Consider the following 17308-nt stretch of genomic DNA (forward strand, 5'->3'; position numbering starts at 1 on the left):
AAATTACTCCAATCTTTGAATAAAAGATATACTTTTATGGTGAATGAAAATTAGGTTTAAACATGTCCAGATCTAGACGAAGTGATGGTGACTTAACCAAGTCTAAAATTATTGAGGCAGCAGGACCACTAATTGCCCAATATGGTTTTGCAAAGACAGCAAACAAAACAATTGCTAGCGCTGCCAATGTCGATTTAGCTGCAATTAATTATCACTTTGATGGTCGAGATGGACTATATCAAGCAGTTTTGGTGGAAGCGCATGCCCACTATCTTGATGAACAATACTTACTAGAACTTGTCGAGAGCACTCACTCACCAGAAGAAAAGCTGAGCTTATTACTTGAAACTTTGCTGCATAAGTTAACTGAAAAAGATGTTTGGCATGGCAAAGTCTTTATTCGTGAGTTGTTCTCACCTTCTGAGCATTTATTAAGTTTTATTGAACTTGCAGGTATGAGAAAATTTTTTCTTATTCGTAAGCTCATTAGTCAAGTTGCAGGTTTAAATGAAAATGATCCAGCTGTTTTGCCTTGTATTTTAAGCGTGATGACACCTTGCATGATGCTCATTATTGCTGGACCAAATGCTCAAGCACCTGAGCCGCTTAAAAATATTGCTCAGATGCCATTACACGATTTAGTTGAACATTTTAAAAAATTTTCATTGGCAGGATTAAAAGCAATTAACCAATCAAATCTTAAAAATTAACGATTTAAACATTGCAAAATGGCTTGTACCGGATCTTCTGTATTTCCAGAAATAAGCTGTTTATGCATAGTTAAATGTTGCATTACCTGAATTTGAGCCGTGTCAACGTTCATTAGTTTTTCTATTTCAGCGGCTAAATTTTCCGGTGTTGCATCGGCCTGAATCAGTTCTTCAATGACTTTCTTACCCGCAATAATATTCGGTAAAGAATAATAAGGAATTTTCACCAAAAGCTTAGCAATTATATAGGTCAACCAATGCAACTTATAGAAAGTGACCATCGGTCTATGCATGAGCATGGCTTCTAAAGTCGCCGTTCCAGAAGCTAACGCAATAATATCACTTGCATTCATGACCATACGGCCAATTTTAGATTCACTATCAGTATTTTCTAAAATATGAATAAAAGCCTTTAAATGAGGTGCTAGTTGTTGAACACCCTGCTCAATCTGTTGCTTACGGGCATCATTAATTGCCGGAATTAAAAATTGGATGTCTGGATATTTGGTATGCAAAATATTAGCAGCACCCAACAACATAGGAAGAAGTCGCTCTACTTCACCTTTACGGCTACCTGGTAATAACGCAATATGTTTTTGATTTTCATTAAGGCCTAATTGCTGTTTGGCAATTTGAATTGGATTTTCAAGTGGTAATTGTCTAGCTAATGGATGCCCCACAAATGCCGCTGGAACTTCATATTGTTCATAAAAAACTTTTTCAAACGGAAATAAGCAAAGTACTAAATCGATACTTTGTTTAATGCCGTGAACACGTCCTTGGCGCCACGCCCAAACAGATGGACTGACATAGTGAACTGTTTTTATTGGAAGATTATTTTCTTTAATACTTTTTGAAAGTCTGAGGTTAAAATCTGGCGCATCAATACCGATAAAAATATCAACCGGATGCTGAGTCCATTGATTAATTAAACCATCTCGTACGGCGAACAATTTTTTTAAGTCTTTTAATACTTCAACAATCCCCATCACAGATAGAGTTTCCATCGGGTAATAACTGTTAAAACCTTCAGCAATCATTTGGGGTCCGCCGATTCCCTCAAACTCAGCATCAATTCCTTGCTCACGGAAATTACGCATAAGTTTGACACCTAGCGTATCTCCAGAAACTTCCCCAACTACAATGCCTATTTTAAGTTTTCGATTTGCCAAGTCGGTTTACCCAAGAATTTGAAATAATACATTCTAGCATAGAGGTTTATTAATCTTGAACTTGCTAGATACATGCTGGCGAAAGTCTGCCTCCGCACGCCATAATCTAGAATTACACTCATTCACTATATTTTAATCAAAATTAACAATGCAATTTGAATTGTAGCTTACATTTACAAACAATAAAATAAATGAGAATTATTTACATTATCTTTACTATTATGACCTTCCCACCTCGACCATTTAAACTTTCTGTAATCGCTTGCGCGATTTGTTATGCAAATCTCACGTTTGCTCAAGACACAGATGTGCAATCTTTGCAGACGATTCAAGTTAAAGCATCCAATGCTGAGCAGTCTTCTGAACAAACAAAAGCATATAATGTTAAAAACTCTAGTAGTGCAACCAAGCTTAATATAGAAGCTAAAGAAACGCCTCAAACTATTAATGTCGTTACTCGTCAACAAATTGAAGACTTTGGTCTTACTAGCACTCGAGATGTTCTAAACAACACACCCGGAGTCACAGTTACCAATCAGGAAACCGAGCGAACTACTTATATGGCTCGTGGTTTTGAGATTTCAAATATATTGACTGACGGCGTAGGTTTTCCCCTCTCAGGTTATAACTACAACAACACCAATCCTGATACTTATTTTTATGATCGTGTAGAAGTCGTTAAAGGTGCTGACTCTTTAACGAATGCATTTGGTGACCCAAGTGCAACTATCAACAATATTCGAAAACGCCCAACTCAAGAATTTCAAGCAAGCGGCGGTATAAGTTACGGGTCTTGGGACACTCAGCGTTATGAGGCTGACGTCTCTGGCTCAATTCTACCGAGTGGAAAAGTCCGTGGTCGCATTATGGGCTATGAACAAACTGGTGACTCATACCTTGACCGATATTCTTCAGAAAAAAATGGTTTCGCTGGTATTGTTGAAGCTGATTTAACAGATACCACGTTACTTACCGTAGGTTATAGCCAAGAAAAAAATAAACCGAATGCAAACAATTGGGGTGCTCTACCCTTACTCGATGCCAATGGTAAACAAATTTCTTATGATCGCTCATATAACCCAAACCCTGACTGGGCACATTGGGATAATGAAACGCAAAATGCTTTTGTTGAATTAAAACAGAAAATTAATGATCAATGGGCAGCTAAGCTGACTTATAACTATCTTGATAGTAAACACAATAGTCGCCTTCTTTATTATTATGGTTATCCAAAAGCTGATGGTTCAGGAGTGTCTTTGACACCATGGGGTGGTCAAGAGCATCAAGAACAACATGCTGTAGATTTTAATCTTGAAGGAACTTATAACCTTTTTAATCGAGAGCATGAAGCAACTTTAGGCTATAACTATGTACGTAGTCGTCAGCATGATAATCAATCTACGGGAACAATTAACGACACCAATGTTATCAATTCTACCACTACAAATTGGGAAAGCTGGACACCTCAATCTATAACGTGGTCAGATTTCACGGAAGCAGCGAACTATACGCAAAATATAGATTCAATTTATGCAGCTACACGTTTACATCTCAATGAAGATTTAAAACTTTTGCTTGGCGCAAACTATGTGCGAGCTGAGAGTAAAGGCGAAAGCTATGGTTCACCCATGGAATATAGTGAAAGTAAAGTTTCACCTTATGCAGGCCTAACCTATAACTTTACGCCTGAATATACAGGTTATATGAGCTATACCTCTATTTTCCGTCCTCAAACTGGTATCGATCAAAATACCAATCAAGCTTTGAAACCTGTTGAGGGTAAAAGTTATGAAATGGGAGTTAAAAGCTCATGGCTAGACGACCGTTTAACAGGTACTTTTTCGGTATTTAAAACCGAGCAAAATAATTATCCGCTACGTAACTCAGACGGAAATCCATTTAACCGAAAAGTACCAACTAGTGATTTAGAATCACAAGGTGTTGAAGTTGGCTTATCAGGTCAAATCACTGATAACGTCAATCTTACTTTTGGCTATGCTCAATTTAGTATTAAAGATATTAAAAATGGTGGTGAAGCGAGAACGTATAATCCGAACCAAACTCTTAACTTGCTGACGACCTATACGCCATCTGTTTTACCTAAGCTAAAAGTTGGTGCAGGACTACAATGGCAAGACGCCGTGAAACTATATGACTCGACAGCAAACAGCACCATTAAACAAGATTCCTATGCTTTAGTGAATTTAATGGCGAGCTATGAAGTGAATAATCACATTACGCTTCAAGCCAACGGTAATAATATTTTCGATAAGAAATATTTGTATAGTTTCCCTAATGGTCAAGGTTTTTATGGATCCTCAGCTAACTATACAGTTGCTGTAAAATTTAAATATTAATCGTGTAGCCAACTCCAGTTTAGGTGTTGGCTTTCTTTTTATTTTTTATGTGCCAGTAAAGATGTCCAAAACTTTAAATCTCCCTATGTCATATCGCATAAAAGTTTTCTACCGATTCTTAGTCGTTTTCGGTATGGGTTATGCCTGTATGGCTTATTTAAGTCTTGGTCTTACTGGCATTTTTCATTTGACCCTAGACAAACCTGAAGCCATTTATTTGGCAGCATTTATCTCTATTTTGTTTTATGTACTTTTCGTGATTATAGGTTTCTGCATTCAATCACTTTTGAAACTGACTGGGCTATCAATCGCGTTATGTCTTCTTTTCTTTTTTGTGACACGGATGGTGAGTTATGCATAAAGGTATACGCCAATCTATGGCATGGCTACATTCATGGACTGGATTAATTTTTGGATGGCTCGTATTTGCTATTTTTTTAATGGGAAGTTTGTCGTATTACCGCCATGAAATTAATTTATGGATGCAACCAGCACTTGCACAGTACGAAATAAAACAAGATGTAGCAGTTAAAACAGCATATCAATATTTACAAAAACACGCTCCAGATGCCAAGTCTTGGTATTTAACTGTTGCTACCGCAGAAAGCCCCGTTAACACCATGTATTGGGAAAAACCTGACGGTGGTTATGGCAATGCCACACTCGATGCAAACACAGGTCAAGAACTAAAACTTTCGGCAACCGAAGGTGGTGACTTCTTTTATCGTTTTCACTATCAACTTTTTGGTGTTCCGATATTCATTGGACGGCTAATTGTATCTTTAGCAGCTTTTATTATGTTGATCGCCTTAGTCTCAGGCATTATTACCCATAAAAAAATCTTTACCGACTTTTTTACCTTACGCACCTTTAAGTCTCAGCGGTCATGGCTAGATTTTCATAATGTATCATCTGTACTTGCATTACCCTTCTTTTTGACTATTACTTTTACAGGCTTAGCTATTTTCTTCTATTTATATCTACCTTGGGGAATGCAAAAACTCTATCCAAATAATCCATATCAATATTTCAATGATATACGTAGCAAAACAGTCTCAGAAAGTAATGCTCCGCATCCTGCGCAAAATCTACCCATCGAAAAACTATTAGCTCAACTTGAACAACGCTGGGGAAATCAAACTTTAGCAACTATGAGTGTTAAAAACCCAAATACGAATCAGGCTCAAATTACGTTTATTCAGCAAGAAGACCGCTCCATTACTCGTAATCAAGCGCAAATCATCCTAGATGCTACAACTGGCAAAGTCTTAAGTGATACACGTAATCATAGTGCCGTTGCCACACTTTATGCGGGAGTATATGGTTTACACATGGCAACTTTTGCTCAACCTTTACTTCGCTTAGGATTATTTTTCTCAGGCATTTTAGGTTGTGTGATGATTGCGTCTGGCTTGTTACTTTGGAGCCTTAAACGCCAACTTCAAAATAAAAATACTAAGTTTCATTTCGGGCACTATTTAGTTGACCGTTTAAATGTTGCCACATTTGTAGGCTTGCCTTGTGCAACACTTGCTTATTTATATGCGAATCGATTGTTTACCGTCACTATAACTACAATCAATTATGAAATTTATAGCTTCTTTTTAGTCTGGCTGATGAGCCTAATTATTGCATTGATCACTAAAAAGCAGCATTTGTGGCGAACTCAATTGAGTATTTTTATTCTGCTTTGTATTGTACTTCCAATCTTAAATCTAAGTTATTTAATCAAATATAATTACATTCAAAGCCTCAGCGACTATTGGACGTTTGCACGTATAGACGTATTTTTATGGATATTTGCAGCTTTAGCACTTTTCATATTCTGCAAAATTAGACCTATTCAGCATAAAGCTACACAAAAAATTCAAAAGAAACTGAGTAAGTTAAATATTGAGGTGAATTCATGATGATTATTGTTTTTACCCTGACTGTGCTAGGTATGTATTTACTATTCATATCGAGCGAGAAATATCGATCACCGAAATCAACTGGTTATTTCAAAACCTTAGCTCAGAAATCTCACTCATTGTTAAGAATATCCGCTTGTCTGTTGTTTGTTTTGAGCGGATTTATTCTTATCAAAAAAAATGGTTTATCTATTGGTTTTGTTAGCTGGTGGATATTTGCAACACCTTTAACTTTTGCTCTGATACTTTTAATTAATCCACTCAAGCCATCAAAGTAATCTCTTTATTAAAAATAATGATTAAAAATAAAACAAACTAAGTAATATTTGCATTGCTTAGCTTTTTTTTGCATAAGTAAATCATTATTCATGACAAAAGTTTATCTCTAAAAGGAATAAGATATCTGCGTTTCGTGATAAGTGGCGATAAAGATGTCTGGTGCTTTTGAATTTATCTTAGCGGGTATGTTAGTTGGTTTCTGTGTAGGGATTACAGGAGTTGGTGGTGGGTCATTAATGACACCAATTTTAATTGGTCTTTTTAGAATTGAACCTCATATCGCAATTGGTACCGATTTACTTTATGCCGCAATTTCAAAGTTCTGTGGATCAATGGTTCACGCAAAGAAATTGAATATCGTGTGGCCTATCGTTTTATGGCTCGCAGTCGGTAGTATTCCTGCTTCTTTCGTTACCACTTGGGTACTCGAGCATTATTTAAGTCAATCTACGCACTATAAAGCCGTATTAACAATGGTGTTAGGTTTTATGCTGACTTTGACGGGTGTTTCTATTATTTTCCGCTCTCGTATTGAGAAGTTTTTTAGTAAATTCCGCAACAAAGAAACTACTCATAGTGAAAATGAACAATTAGCTATTCAAAATAAGCGTACCTACATTGTGATTATGGGCATCATTTTAGGTGTATTCGTAACACTATCATCTGTTGGTGCTGGTGCCTTTGGAATTATGGCACTCGTGATTATGTTCCCGAACTTGCCAATGATTCGAATTATTGGATCAGATGTTGTACATGCCGTATTACTTACGCTAGTTGCTGGTCTTGGACATATGAGTGCAGGTAATGTCGACTTTATGTTGCTTACATGGTTATTGGTAGGTTCAATTCCTGCAATTATTGTAGGAACATTAATTAGCTCTCGCATGCCTGAACGTTTAATCCGTAAAATTTTAGGTATCACTCTATTTGCCCTTGGTGTTAACTTTATGGTTCATCCAGTCAAAGCAAAACCGAAAGCACCTGTGGTACAACAACAAGCTCAAGTTGCTGAAAAAACAGGCAACTCGACTGAAAGATAGTAAAATCAATAGGATTTTTCCAAACTGAAATACCATGGGATGTAGTATTTTCATAATTATTTCATGGTATATTCAGTACACAAAACAACCTTTAGTATGATCGAACCAGTGACAGCAATGACTACACATTTAAATTCCGTTTCAAAGCCAGATATCGACGACGTTAATATTAAAAGCATCCAAACTCTTGTAACACCAGCTGAACTTAAGTCAGAACTTCCTTTATCTGATGTTGCTTCACAAACTGTTCTAAAAGGCCGTGAAACTATTCGCGATATTTTGGATGGTTCTGATAAGCGTTTGTTTGTCGTTATTGGTCCTTGCTCTATTCATGATCCTAAAGCTGCTCACGAATATGCTGATCGCTTAAAAGCACTAAGCGAAAAGGTTAAAGATACTCTCTATTTGGTTATGCGTGTTTATTTTGAAAAACCACGTACGACAATTGGTTGGAAAGGTCTAATCAATGATCCAGATATGAATGACTCATTTAACATCGAAAAAGGTTTACGTATTGGTCGTAAGCTTTTGCTTGAGTTAAATGAAAAAGGTTTACCTTGTGCAACTGAAGCACTTGATCCTAACTCGCCACAATACTACCAAGACTTAATTTCATGGTCTGCTATTGGTGCGCGTACAACCGAGAGCCAAACTCACCGTGAAATGTCTTCTGGTCTATCATCTCCAGTAGGTTTTAAAAATGGTACAGATGGCGGTTTAACTGTTGCAACCAATGCCATGCAGTCTGTTAAATATGGTCATAGCTTTTTAGGCTTGAACGAAGACGGTCAGGTTTCAATCATTAATACAAATGGTAACCCTTATGCGCACGTTGTATTACGTGGTGGTAATGGTAAACCAAACTACGATGCTGGCTCTGTTGCAGAAGTAGAAACTGCTTTAGCGAAAGCAAAAGTTAGCAATAAGATCATGATTGATGCAAGTCATGCCAACTCAAATAAAGACCCGTACTTACAACCACTTGTTCTTAAAAATATTACTGAACAAATTTTAGATGGTAATAAGTCAATTGTAGGTATTATGGTTGAAAGTCACCTAAAAGGTGGCCGCCAAGATATTCCTGAAAATCTTTGTGATCTTGAATATGGTAAATCGGTAACTGATGGTTGTATCGATTGGGAAACTACTGAAAAGACATTGCTTGAAATGCATGAAGCTTTAAAAGATGTTTTACCAAACCGTTAATTCATCTTTTTAAGATTGAAAATTAAGCCCTCAAAAATGAGGGCTTTTTTATTTTGCTTGGACAAAATTTAATATCAAAATAAGTAAAAATAACTCACCACAAAAGTAAAAAGCAGTACAGTTTCACTAATCTCAATTGCTGCGCCGACAGTATCGCCTGTAATACCACCTATTCGTTTTATAAATAAGTGTCTTAAATAAACAAGACTACTTAAAAAGCCAATAATCGTAATAAGCCCTTGCAATTCCCAATACAAAGGTAATAGCAGAACAAACCCTGTTATTATCCATGAAGGAATTTTAGGTAAATGATCTGTCAAAGAACGCCCTAAACCTTTTTCACGAACATATGACGTAGTTAAAAACAAAATAGACGGTACAACGCGTCCAACCATAGGTACAAGTATTAAAAATAATGTTTGGTGTTGTTCAATCAACACATAAATCAGTACAAATTTAAGTAAACAAATAATGACTAAGCTCAGTACTCCAATTGGACCGCAACTTGGGTCCTTCATGATTTGTAAAGTACGTTGTTTATCACCAAAACCACCTACCCACGCATCGGCAGTATCAGCTAACCCATCTAGATGCAATCCACCAGTCAACCAAATCCATAAAGTGAGTATGATTGAGGCAAGTAGAACAATAGGGAGTTTAGCCAAAAGACAGGTGAAAATAAAAAGTATGCCACCGATAATCAGCCCAACCAGTGGATAAAACAAAATAGCTTGACCATTTTGTTGCGTCGTTGGTATTGTTTTTAACTCAATAGGCAGAACAGTTAAAAATTGCAATGCAATCCAAAAAGGTGTCATATCCCACTCTCTAACTGAACTATATTTAAAAATAAACTGAATTATGAAGAAATAAAAATGGGAATAGCAATCCCTATTCCCATGAAAGACTTTAAAAACTGAAAATCTATTGCATTTGATAGCACTGTTTCAATTTAATGTAGTCGTAGTAAAAACTTGTTGGTGTGTAACGTGCATAATTACATGCAGACTTAAATAACGTCTCTTTTTCGTTATAGAGCATCTTCACTAAAGTATTACCTTGGTTATTTTGGTAAATATCCCACTGTACATTGGCTGCCATAGGTGAAACTACTTCACCACGCCATGTGCTTGTTGAATAGTTATAAGTCTGGCGTAGGGGTAAAGGCTGCATCATATTATGCAGATCTAAACTGGTCGCTAGAGGAATAATAATTTCAGCATGAGCAAAACGTAAAACTGCTTTATATGGTTGGGCTTTATTTACAACCGCATCAACTTGTTGGAACAGGTCCTGTTTAAGCCCTTGAGCAATTTCACTTGTAACTTGGTTTGACTCTGTAAAACTTGGGCCTTTTTCATAAAAATCATTGGCATCATTAAATTCAGCGTAGAATTTCGCAGCATCTAAAGGCATATATTTATCAAAATCAACACCTTTTAACTCATCTTTCATGCCACCAGAAATAGAATAAAGTTCATAAATATAAGCCGCAGCATCTACTGCACTAGCAATGGTATTTTTACCCTTACCCTTTTCTGTAATTTGTTCGCCTTTAGGTGAAGTTACTGTAAAAGCCCCATTATTGCTAAAACTATAACCTGTTGTGCCAAGCTTTTTAATAAAGTCTGCTTTAAAAATTGGAGTGAGTACGGTCTGAGCAGTTTTTTCTGCCTGAGGATTTTTTGATAACTCACTCAACTTTTGGGCTAAATCTTTATTGTTTGCTTCGAAATCTTGATAAGCCTGACTAGCATCATAAATTTTTTGTTGGCTAGCACTCAATGGCTGAGTCAAATCTTCAGTCGCATTTAGACTATGAAAATAAAGTTTAAAACGATCAACACCATTATCTACAAGACTAGGAACGCTTGAACTCGATAAACTGGTATAAGACATTGGTACAATCTTATCTTTCAAGAGGGGTTGTTGCTTAATAAGTTCAGCAGTGAAGAATTTAGCACTATCCACCGCACGATCTACCCCAGAACTTTGTACCAATATAGATGCTTGAGAGTTTACAAGTATTGGTAAACGTTGTAATAAGCGATCGGCAATGCCACGGTGTTCTAAAATACCAGTCATGGTTTCATTTCCGTAACCATATTGGCGAATACCTTCAACACCATAACCTAACAGGATATTGGCCTTCATCATTGCTTCTAAGTCAGTACCTAACTGCTCACCTAACGGCGTTAAAGCATTTTCTACTTTTGCCTGTTTCCATAAATTATAAAGTGCTAAATCATATTTAAGACTTGAGAGTCCTCGTGAACCATGACGTGCCACTAGCTCTGTAAAAACTGGTTGGAACCCATTGGGTGCTTGTTCATAGCTTTTTAGATCTTGTTGCGGTTGATAAGGTGTTTTGGTTTGATAATATTTCGATGAGTTTGTAGATGGTGTAGTTTGAACTTCTTGATCATCATTGTTATTGCAAGCCGCAAGCAATAATGAGGCGGTAAGTACAGTCGTTTTAAATAAAATATTCATAAGTCAGATGAGGTATTAATAAGAAATGTCCCTAGCTTAGTTTTTAGCAATTACAGTTCTATTAAACGGACTTAAATATCTATATAAAAATAATAACTTACAATTGTATAAAAATATAAAACCACTATTTCAAGATAAAAGTTAATTGTTCTTCTTCTTCAAAAAATTCGAATGAGTATAATTTTCCAAGTTCTGCCTGCATTTTTAACAAGTCATCTAAAGGTTGTTGCCGTGCTAAGCAAGACAATAGCTTAATCACGCCTCCATGCGTAACAACCAATGCACGTTGCCAGTTTTGTTTTCGCATCTCTAAGAGTAAATCTTGAAAGCCTCTCAAAATCCTCGTTTGAAATTGTATTAAGGTTTCTGCCTGTGGTGGACAATATTGACTCGGTTTCTGCCAGAAATTTACAAGTAGTTCGGGTGAAGTTTCGTAAATTTGCTGAGTTGATACACCCTCCCACTCACCAAAATACATTTCCTTTAAGTCATGATTTAGACGTAAAGGCAGCTGAGTTGTCTTTGCAAGTTGTTCAGCAAAACAAGCACACCGTTTTAATGAAGAACTTACAATGACATCCCATGTCTGGTCTGTAACTTGCTCAATGGTTGACTGCATTTGCTGCCAACCTTTTGCGGTTAACTCATCATCCAAATGCCCACGTAGAGTATGGCTATACTGACTTTCGCCATGTCTGAGTAAATCGATTCTAAATTTACCCAATTTTATCCCCGCTTACAGCAGCTTGGGCAAAGGTAGCCATTTGATTATGTAATACACATGCCATTTTAACTAATGCCAATGCAGCACCAGCACCACTACCTTCACCTAAACGCAAGTTCATCTTTAAAATCGGGTCAGCATTGAGCTCTTGTAAAATACGGCGGTGGCCATACTCAGCCGATTGATGACCGAATAACATCCAGTCACGTACTTTAGGGTTCATCCGCACAGCGCATAAAGCGGCTACAGAACTAATAAAACCATCCACAATAATTGGTAAACCCACTTGTGCACATCGAATATAAGCACCGGTAATTGCGGCAATTTCCAAACCACCTACGGCGCATAATGTTTTGAAGACATCACCAACGACATGTTTATGATGAAGTTCTATAGCTTTCTCAATGACTTCAATTTTATGTCTTAACTGATCGGCACCTATTCCTGTCCCAACTCCAGTCAATTGCTCGGCAGTATCATTTAGTAAAAGACAAGCTAAGGCAGAAGCAGAACAGGTATTCCCGATTCCCATTTCACCTGCAATATAAATATCTGCGCCGTCGGCTTTTGCAGTATCTACACTATTTTTTCCTAACTCTAGCGCAGCACGGCATTCATCAGCATTCATTGCGGCTTGTTTAGCAAAATTTGCAGTCCCAGCACGAATACAGTGACGTTCAACACCTGAGTATTCATATGCTTCGCCCACTGTGCCACAGTCAATCACTTGTAAATGAGCTTCATGATATTTAGCAAGTACACTAATTGCTGCGCCACCCGTCGTGAAGTTTTGCAACATTTGACGGGTAACAGCTTGAGGATATGCAGAGATATTTTCTTCAACTACGCCATGATCGCCTGCAAAAATTGTGATCCATGGATGGTTAACATGAGGATGTGCATTTGATTGTAAACTAGCAAGTGTAATTGCAATCTGCTCTAAATCACCTAAGGCACCAGTAGGTTTAGTGAGCTGGAGTTGATGTTGCTCAGCTTGTTGTTTTGCATCCAGATTAGGTTGCTTTACAGTTTCTAACCACCAGTTCATTTTACTTCTCACCTTTTAAAATCATTGGAAAACCAGCTACACAAAACACAACTTTATCTGCAATTTGCCCTAACGCTTGATGTAATCTTCCCGCTTCATCGACAAAACGGCGACTAATCTCGCCGAGTGGGACAACACCAAGCCCTGTTTCATTACTTACTAAAATAATTTCTGACTCAAGTGTAGTTAAAACTTTTAATAGTTGCTCACACTCAAATTGTTGAACACTTTGATCTTCTAAAAGTAACAAATTGGTTAACCAAAGAGTTAAACAATCTACCAAAATAATTTGATTAGGTTGATCAATTTTTTTCAGAGCATTTGCTAAAAATAATGGTTCTTCAATTAAGGACCAATGTGCAGGACGCTGATTTTGATGATGTGCAATTCGACTTTGCATTTCTGGATCAAGCGCTTGCGCTGTCGCCACATAAGTCACAGGTAATTGTGTAGATATTGCCGTTTGTTCAGCGAGTCGACTTTTGCCAGAGCGGGCACCGCCCAAAATCAGTTGCAACATGAATCACCTAAAAACAAATGCTGATACGAAAACAGCTTACCTTGTAAAGTTTGAGCTTCATAAAAACCAAACGTTAAATGCTCAACTTTCAGTTCAAATTCAGCGTTTTTGTATTGTACAGGTAATTGAGAAATTTTTTGCAAAATCAAATCACTACTACAAATGTTTTTATATAAGCCTAAGGTGATATGGGGATAGTAATCTAAAGCAGCAATTTCATTAGAAACTATGCCTAATTTTTGACGTATGTGAGATAAAACATTATCGGTATCTTGGATTTCTACAAATAAAGCACTACTAAAACTATCAACTGAACCAATTTTTAATCGAAATGGTGAAATATTTTCTTTTTTTAAAATTTCTCTTTGTTTTGAGAAATCATGGAAACTAAAGTCATCACTATAAACACTAGGTTCATGGGTTAAAAATCCACATATAAATAATGTGACATGATATTGACGATTATTCGGTTCTAATAAAAATTCTGAAAAATGTGTACGTAAGACATCTAGATAATCAACTAATTTCTGATCATTAATCTCTAGATACCATAAAGCATAATTTTGACGTCCTAGGTGCCATTCCGGATAATCCCGTATAGTCGTTGGCACCATGAACGTCGTAGGTTTTAGCAGCACAGTTTTAATTCAAAGTCACTTAAGTTTTGTATTAAAACATGTTTGCCTTTTAATTGTAGAGTGTTAAATCATTAAATGCCTTCAGACATATTGGGTAGCTGTCGTTCTGGCTTTGTTAGTTTTCATATCCAAAAGCTGTTGGTCTTGTTCAGAAAACAAATACTGAATGTTTTGGACCAAATCAACTTCAAGCTGTCTTTTTTGAGTCATATTCAGATCTAATTTTAGAATTTGTTGCTGTAAATGATGAATAGCAGCATTATCATCAATTTCTAAAAATTGAATCGCATAGGCATAACCTAGAGCAGTACCTTTTAATAAATTCTTATAAGGTAAATCATGACCTATGTTCATTTCAATTGATGCCATGACACGTTCATTATGGTTGAGTTTGCGTAATGGATCTCGAGCTACTCGTTGGCACGGATCTTTAAATGCATATTCACATGAGTCTAGAAAACTTTGAGCCATTCGGTTCAGATCTTTTGCATAGTTAGGCAATACAATTGCAAGCCCCTGTTTTACTTCTGTAATTAAGTTTTCTGCAAATGCTTTTACTGAATGATCACCCATAGCAATCCCAATAGATTCATAACCCATTAAAGATGCATACCAAGCAAGCATCGCATGCACGCCGTTCCATAGGCGGTTTTTAATAAGTTGAATATCTGTAATTTGTTCAACCAATACAACCTGACGTAGCTTTTCGAGTAAAGGACTGCCTTTTTCAATATAAATTGGCATATCCGTTTCACTGTGGAATAAGATTAAATCCATACTTTGTAAGATATGACCAGGTTGGAAATTACGACGCATATTTTCAACATAAACCGATGCATTGTTTTGCTGATCTTGAGTCAGTTTATTGCAGTCTTCAATTTCAATTTGATCTTCTTGTTCAACATCTTCTAAATGCTGTTCAAGGAAATTATGCTTAATACGAAGTTGTCGATATAAATTCTGATTAGAAAGTTTTGAAACCATTCGGTTTACTACAGTGTCACAAAAGTAATGCTCTTTTAAAATATGTTCAGTCACATCCTCATCATTCGTTAACTCTAATATAGCTTCACGAAGATGCTTCATCACTAAATATTTAGCACCCACTTTATTTAAAATAATTAAAAAAGTTAGCGGTTCTATACATGTTTCAAGTGGCGAGTTAAAACGGGCGTATAGTCCTTTGGCTATCATTTTTGATTCAGCTTCAATCGCTTGCTCTGGCAAACAAAGTGCAATCAAACTTGAATGAGTATACATCTCTAACATTTGTTGCTCATTGTCAGAGTCAACAATCGTCATATTCTCAATACGTTCATCATAAGAAAATTGTCCATAGCGAATACTATAGGTTCCAAACGCATTTACGGCCTCGCGAAAAAGACTATTACGAGTTGAAGCAATTATTTTTCTTGGTTTTGTATATCCATCCCAATGTGACAATATTTGAGCTATATATCCCCCACCAATAGCACCGAAGCCATGTATTCCAACCGTAAGTTGATTAAGACTCTGTGGAAAAGGTTCTTGTAATTCCGGCATATCCATAACAGGAATGAACTGGTCAAGATCGGTTAAAAAGTCATACATCTGATCATAATAAAAATCTGCTTTTTCGAGCATTTCATCATTTGGCTCTTTAATATCCTTTAATAAAATCGTTAGACCCTCAGATGTGTAAGCTGAGGTTAGACCATTTTCAGAATCTTCAAACATTAAACATTGCTTAGTGTTTAAATTAAGTTGGCTTGCTGCTTTTAAAAATATTTCAGGATGAGGTTTCCCCTGTTCTACTTCATCACCACAAGTAATCACATCAAAGAACTTATAAACATTGGCATTTATTAAATATTCTTCGGCAATTGCTCTACGACTTGAAGTGGCTACGGCCATTCTTAAACCAGATTTTCTTAAACGTTCAAGAACTTGAACTAATCCCTTTTTAATAGGCACGCCGTGTTTACGAATATGCTCAAGCTCCATCTCATCAGCTCTTTTTCTTATTTCTTTATACGGAACATCTACCCCATATAAACGTTGTGCTAGTTTTTCTGCTGTTGTCGCACTTAAACCCAAACATTGCATTAAATATTCGTGTGAAAACTCCTGCCCAATCAGCTCTTGAGATGCTTGTTGCAATGTTTGAAACCGTAAGCGCTCAGTGTCAAACATTGTCCCATCCATATCAAAGATAGCTCCATGAACAGGTTTTCCATGAAAAATAAGCACGTTTTTACCTCTTTTTTTGATCATGTTTTATTCAGGGTATACAAAAAATTGATTAAAAAGTCAGGATGATAATAAATGAAACATTACTGGTTATTTTTTAATCAAAAATATAAGTAATCTGTTACTGAGAGAACTTAAAAACTCTAAAAGGTTGAATAATGAAAATAATTCTGAAACCGAGTTCTAATGCAAAGATAGCAAGCTATCCTTGCTTGCTATCTTTACTTGTTCTTTTTATTGCGCTGATAATGTTTATTTTTCTTAGGTCCATTTACTGCTAAACAAACCTGCATTGTTTTTATTATGTCTGCAGGTCTACCAATACCAGAAATTTATCTAACTCTTGTTATCTTTTGGTAGAACCAAACTCCATACAATAATGATAATCATTTTCATTTAATAAGTCAATTTTATATTGCCCTTATTTTAATCAATCAAGGATATCTACAAATTGCGCCGTCAATATTTGCGCCAGATCATTCGGATTTAGACCAATATCTAATCCTCTTTTCCCCCCACTTACATAAATTTTGCCAAGTTCTTGTGCAGAAGCATCTATCACAGTTTTCAAACGTTTCTTTTGTCCTAATGGACTAATTCCACCCACTAAGTACCCTGTTAAACGTTCTGCATCTTTTGGATTTGCCATTTGTAGTTTTTTACAGCCAACCGCCGTAGCAACCTTTTTTAAATTGAGTTGATGATTAACAGGTATAATTGCGACAAAATAATTTTTTTCATCAGTTACCAGTAGCGTTTTAAAAACTTCATTTACATCAAGATTTAATTTTTCGGCAGCTTCTAAACCGAAACTTTTAGCATTTGCATCATGCTCATATTCATGAATTGAAAATTCGATTTTATTACTTTTTAACAGTCTACATGCAGGTGTCATAGGATTTTAGATTTTAATGAAATGGTATTAATTATATTTATTTTAGTGAAAAGTTTAAAATTTGCTTAGGCTATTTACATCATTTAC

Annotated in this window: 16 protein-coding genes; 7 read left to right on the plus strand and 9 right to left on the minus strand. The window is 36.2% G+C overall.

What is annotated here, in order from left to right; genetic code table 11:
* The first annotated feature begins 62 nt into the window (after window positions 1-62).
* On the plus strand, window positions 63-710 hold the full coding sequence (locus tag F985_RS13735; protein WP_004701860.1) for an error-prone polymerase regulator EppR: 648 nt from the start codon (window positions 63-65) through the stop codon (window positions 708-710).
* On the opposite strand, the gene lpxB is transcribed toward F985_RS13735, so the two are convergent.
* Window positions 707-1882: a lipid-A-disaccharide synthase gene (gene lpxB, locus F985_RS13740; protein WP_025469144.1), complete on the minus strand. Its 1176-nt coding sequence runs from the start codon at window positions 1880-1882 to the stop codon at window positions 707-709. The genes F985_RS13735 and lpxB overlap by 4 nt on opposite strands.
* Window positions 1883-2103: 221 nt before the next feature.
* Here lpxB and F985_RS13745 point away from each other — a divergent pair, with 221 nt between their 5' ends.
* The 6 genes from F985_RS13745 to F985_RS13770 all read left to right on the plus strand — a co-directional run bounded on the left by F985_RS13745 (window position 2104) and on the right by F985_RS13770 (window position 8674).
* Window positions 2104-4239: a TonB-dependent siderophore receptor gene (locus F985_RS13745; RefSeq protein ID WP_025469145.1), complete on the plus strand. Its 2136-nt coding sequence runs from the start codon at window positions 2104-2106 to the stop codon at window positions 4237-4239.
* A gap of 61 nt (window positions 4240-4300) precedes the next feature.
* Window positions 4301-4600, plus strand: a complete 300-nt coding sequence (locus tag F985_RS13750; protein WP_004701866.1) for a hypothetical protein — start codon at window positions 4301-4303, stop codon at window positions 4598-4600.
* Window positions 4593-6149, plus strand: a complete 1557-nt coding sequence (locus tag F985_RS13755) for a PepSY-associated TM helix domain-containing protein (RefSeq protein ID WP_004701868.1) — start codon at window positions 4593-4595, stop codon at window positions 6147-6149. The genes F985_RS13750 and F985_RS13755 overlap by 8 nt, the downstream gene beginning before the upstream one ends.
* On the plus strand, window positions 6146-6427 hold the full coding sequence (locus tag F985_RS13760; protein ID WP_004701870.1) for a hypothetical protein: 282 nt from the start codon (window positions 6146-6148) through the stop codon (window positions 6425-6427). The genes F985_RS13755 and F985_RS13760 overlap by 4 nt, the downstream gene beginning before the upstream one ends.
* Before the next feature lie 153 nt (window positions 6428-6580).
* Window positions 6581-7468 (plus strand): sulfite exporter TauE/SafE family protein, encoded by an 888-nt coding sequence (locus tag F985_RS13765; protein WP_004701873.1) that lies wholly within the window; start codon window positions 6581-6583, stop codon window positions 7466-7468.
* A gap of 96 nt (window positions 7469-7564) precedes the next feature.
* Window positions 7565-8674 (plus strand): 3-deoxy-7-phosphoheptulonate synthase, encoded by a 1110-nt coding sequence (locus F985_RS13770; RefSeq protein WP_025469146.1) that lies wholly within the window; start codon window positions 7565-7567, stop codon window positions 8672-8674.
* Between the two features lie 74 nt (window positions 8675-8748).
* On the opposite strand, the gene F985_RS13775 is transcribed toward F985_RS13770, so the two are convergent.
* From F985_RS13775 to ybaK, 8 genes are all read right to left on the minus strand, one after another.
* Window positions 8749-9492 (minus strand): adenosylcobinamide-GDP ribazoletransferase, encoded by a 744-nt coding sequence (locus tag F985_RS13775; RefSeq protein WP_004701877.1) that lies wholly within the window; start codon window positions 9490-9492, stop codon window positions 8749-8751.
* A 106-nt stretch (window positions 9493-9598) separates the two neighbouring features.
* Window positions 9599-11167, minus strand: a complete 1569-nt coding sequence (locus F985_RS13780) for a histidine-type phosphatase (RefSeq protein ID WP_004701878.1) — start codon at window positions 11165-11167, stop codon at window positions 9599-9601.
* A gap of 124 nt (window positions 11168-11291) precedes the next feature.
* Window positions 11292-11891, minus strand: a complete 600-nt coding sequence (locus tag F985_RS13785; RefSeq protein WP_004701880.1) for a histidine phosphatase family protein — start codon at window positions 11889-11891, stop codon at window positions 11292-11294.
* Window positions 11884-12939: a nicotinate-nucleotide--dimethylbenzimidazole phosphoribosyltransferase gene (cobT, locus tag F985_RS13790; protein ID WP_004701882.1), complete on the minus strand. Its 1056-nt coding sequence runs from the start codon at window positions 12937-12939 to the stop codon at window positions 11884-11886. Before cobT ends, F985_RS13785 begins: the two co-directional genes overlap by 8 nt.
* Window position 12940: 1 nt before the next feature.
* Window positions 12941-13459 (minus strand): bifunctional adenosylcobinamide kinase/adenosylcobinamide-phosphate guanylyltransferase, encoded by a 519-nt coding sequence (cobU, locus tag F985_RS13795; protein WP_004701885.1) that lies wholly within the window; start codon window positions 13457-13459, stop codon window positions 12941-12943.
* The gene (locus F985_RS13800; RefSeq protein ID WP_004701886.1) at window positions 13447-14073 is read right to left on the minus strand and encodes a 2'-5' RNA ligase family protein; all 627 of its coding nucleotides are present in this window, start codon (window positions 14071-14073) and stop codon (window positions 13447-13449) included. Before F985_RS13800 ends, cobU begins: the two co-directional genes overlap by 13 nt.
* A 105-nt stretch (window positions 14074-14178) precedes the next feature.
* Window positions 14179-16326: a bifunctional mannitol-1-phosphate dehydrogenase/phosphatase gene (gene mtlD / locus F985_RS13805; protein WP_004701889.1), complete on the minus strand. Its 2148-nt coding sequence runs from the start codon at window positions 16324-16326 to the stop codon at window positions 14179-14181.
* A gap of 430 nt (window positions 16327-16756) precedes the next feature.
* Window positions 16757-17221 carry a Cys-tRNA(Pro) deacylase gene (gene ybaK, locus F985_RS13810; RefSeq protein ID WP_004701891.1) on the minus strand — a complete coding sequence of 155 codons (465 nt, stop codon included), beginning with the start codon at window positions 17219-17221 and terminating at the stop codon, window positions 16757-16759.
* Window positions 17222-17308: the final 87 nt, after the last annotated feature.

It is taken from the genome of Acinetobacter seifertii, assembly GCF_000368065.1.
GTDB lineage: Bacteria > Pseudomonadota > Gammaproteobacteria > Pseudomonadales > Moraxellaceae > Acinetobacter > Acinetobacter seifertii.

Coding starts and splice junctions, on each gene's coding strand:
- F985_RS13735 (WP_004701860.1), top strand. CDS start 63: ATGTCCAGATCTAGACGAAGTGATGGTGACTTAACCAAGTCTAAAATT.
- F985_RS13745 (WP_025469145.1), top strand. CDS start 2,104: ATGACCTTCCCACCTCGACCATTTAAACTTTCTGTAATCGCTTGCGCG.
- F985_RS13750 (WP_004701866.1), top strand. CDS start 4,301: ATGTCCAAAACTTTAAATCTCCCTATGTCATATCGCATAAAAGTTTTC.
- F985_RS13755 (WP_004701868.1), top strand. CDS start 4,593: ATGCATAAAGGTATACGCCAATCTATGGCATGGCTACATTCATGGACT.
- F985_RS13760 (WP_004701870.1), top strand. CDS start 6,146: ATGATGATTATTGTTTTTACCCTGACTGTGCTAGGTATGTATTTACTA.
- F985_RS13765 (WP_004701873.1), top strand. CDS start 6,581: ATGTCTGGTGCTTTTGAATTTATCTTAGCGGGTATGTTAGTTGGTTTC.
- F985_RS13770 (WP_025469146.1), top strand. CDS start 7,565: ATGATCGAACCAGTGACAGCAATGACTACACATTTAAATTCCGTTTCA.
- F985_RS13775 (WP_004701877.1), bottom strand. CDS start 9,492: ATGACACCTTTTTGGATTGCATTGCAATTTTTAACTGTTCTGCCTATT.
- F985_RS13780 (WP_004701878.1), bottom strand. CDS start 11,167: ATGAATATTTTATTTAAAACGACTGTACTTACCGCCTCATTATTGCTT.
- cobT (WP_004701882.1), bottom strand. CDS start 12,939: ATGAACTGGTGGTTAGAAACTGTAAAGCAACCTAATCTGGATGCAAAA.
- cobU (WP_004701885.1), bottom strand. CDS start 13,459: ATGTTGCAACTGATTTTGGGCGGTGCCCGCTCTGGCAAAAGTCGACTC.
- F985_RS13800 (WP_004701886.1), bottom strand. CDS start 14,073: ATGGTGCCAACGACTATACGGGATTATCCGGAATGGCACCTAGGACGT.
- ybaK (WP_004701891.1), bottom strand. CDS start 17,221: ATGACACCTGCATGTAGACTGTTAAAAAGTAATAAAATCGAATTTTCA.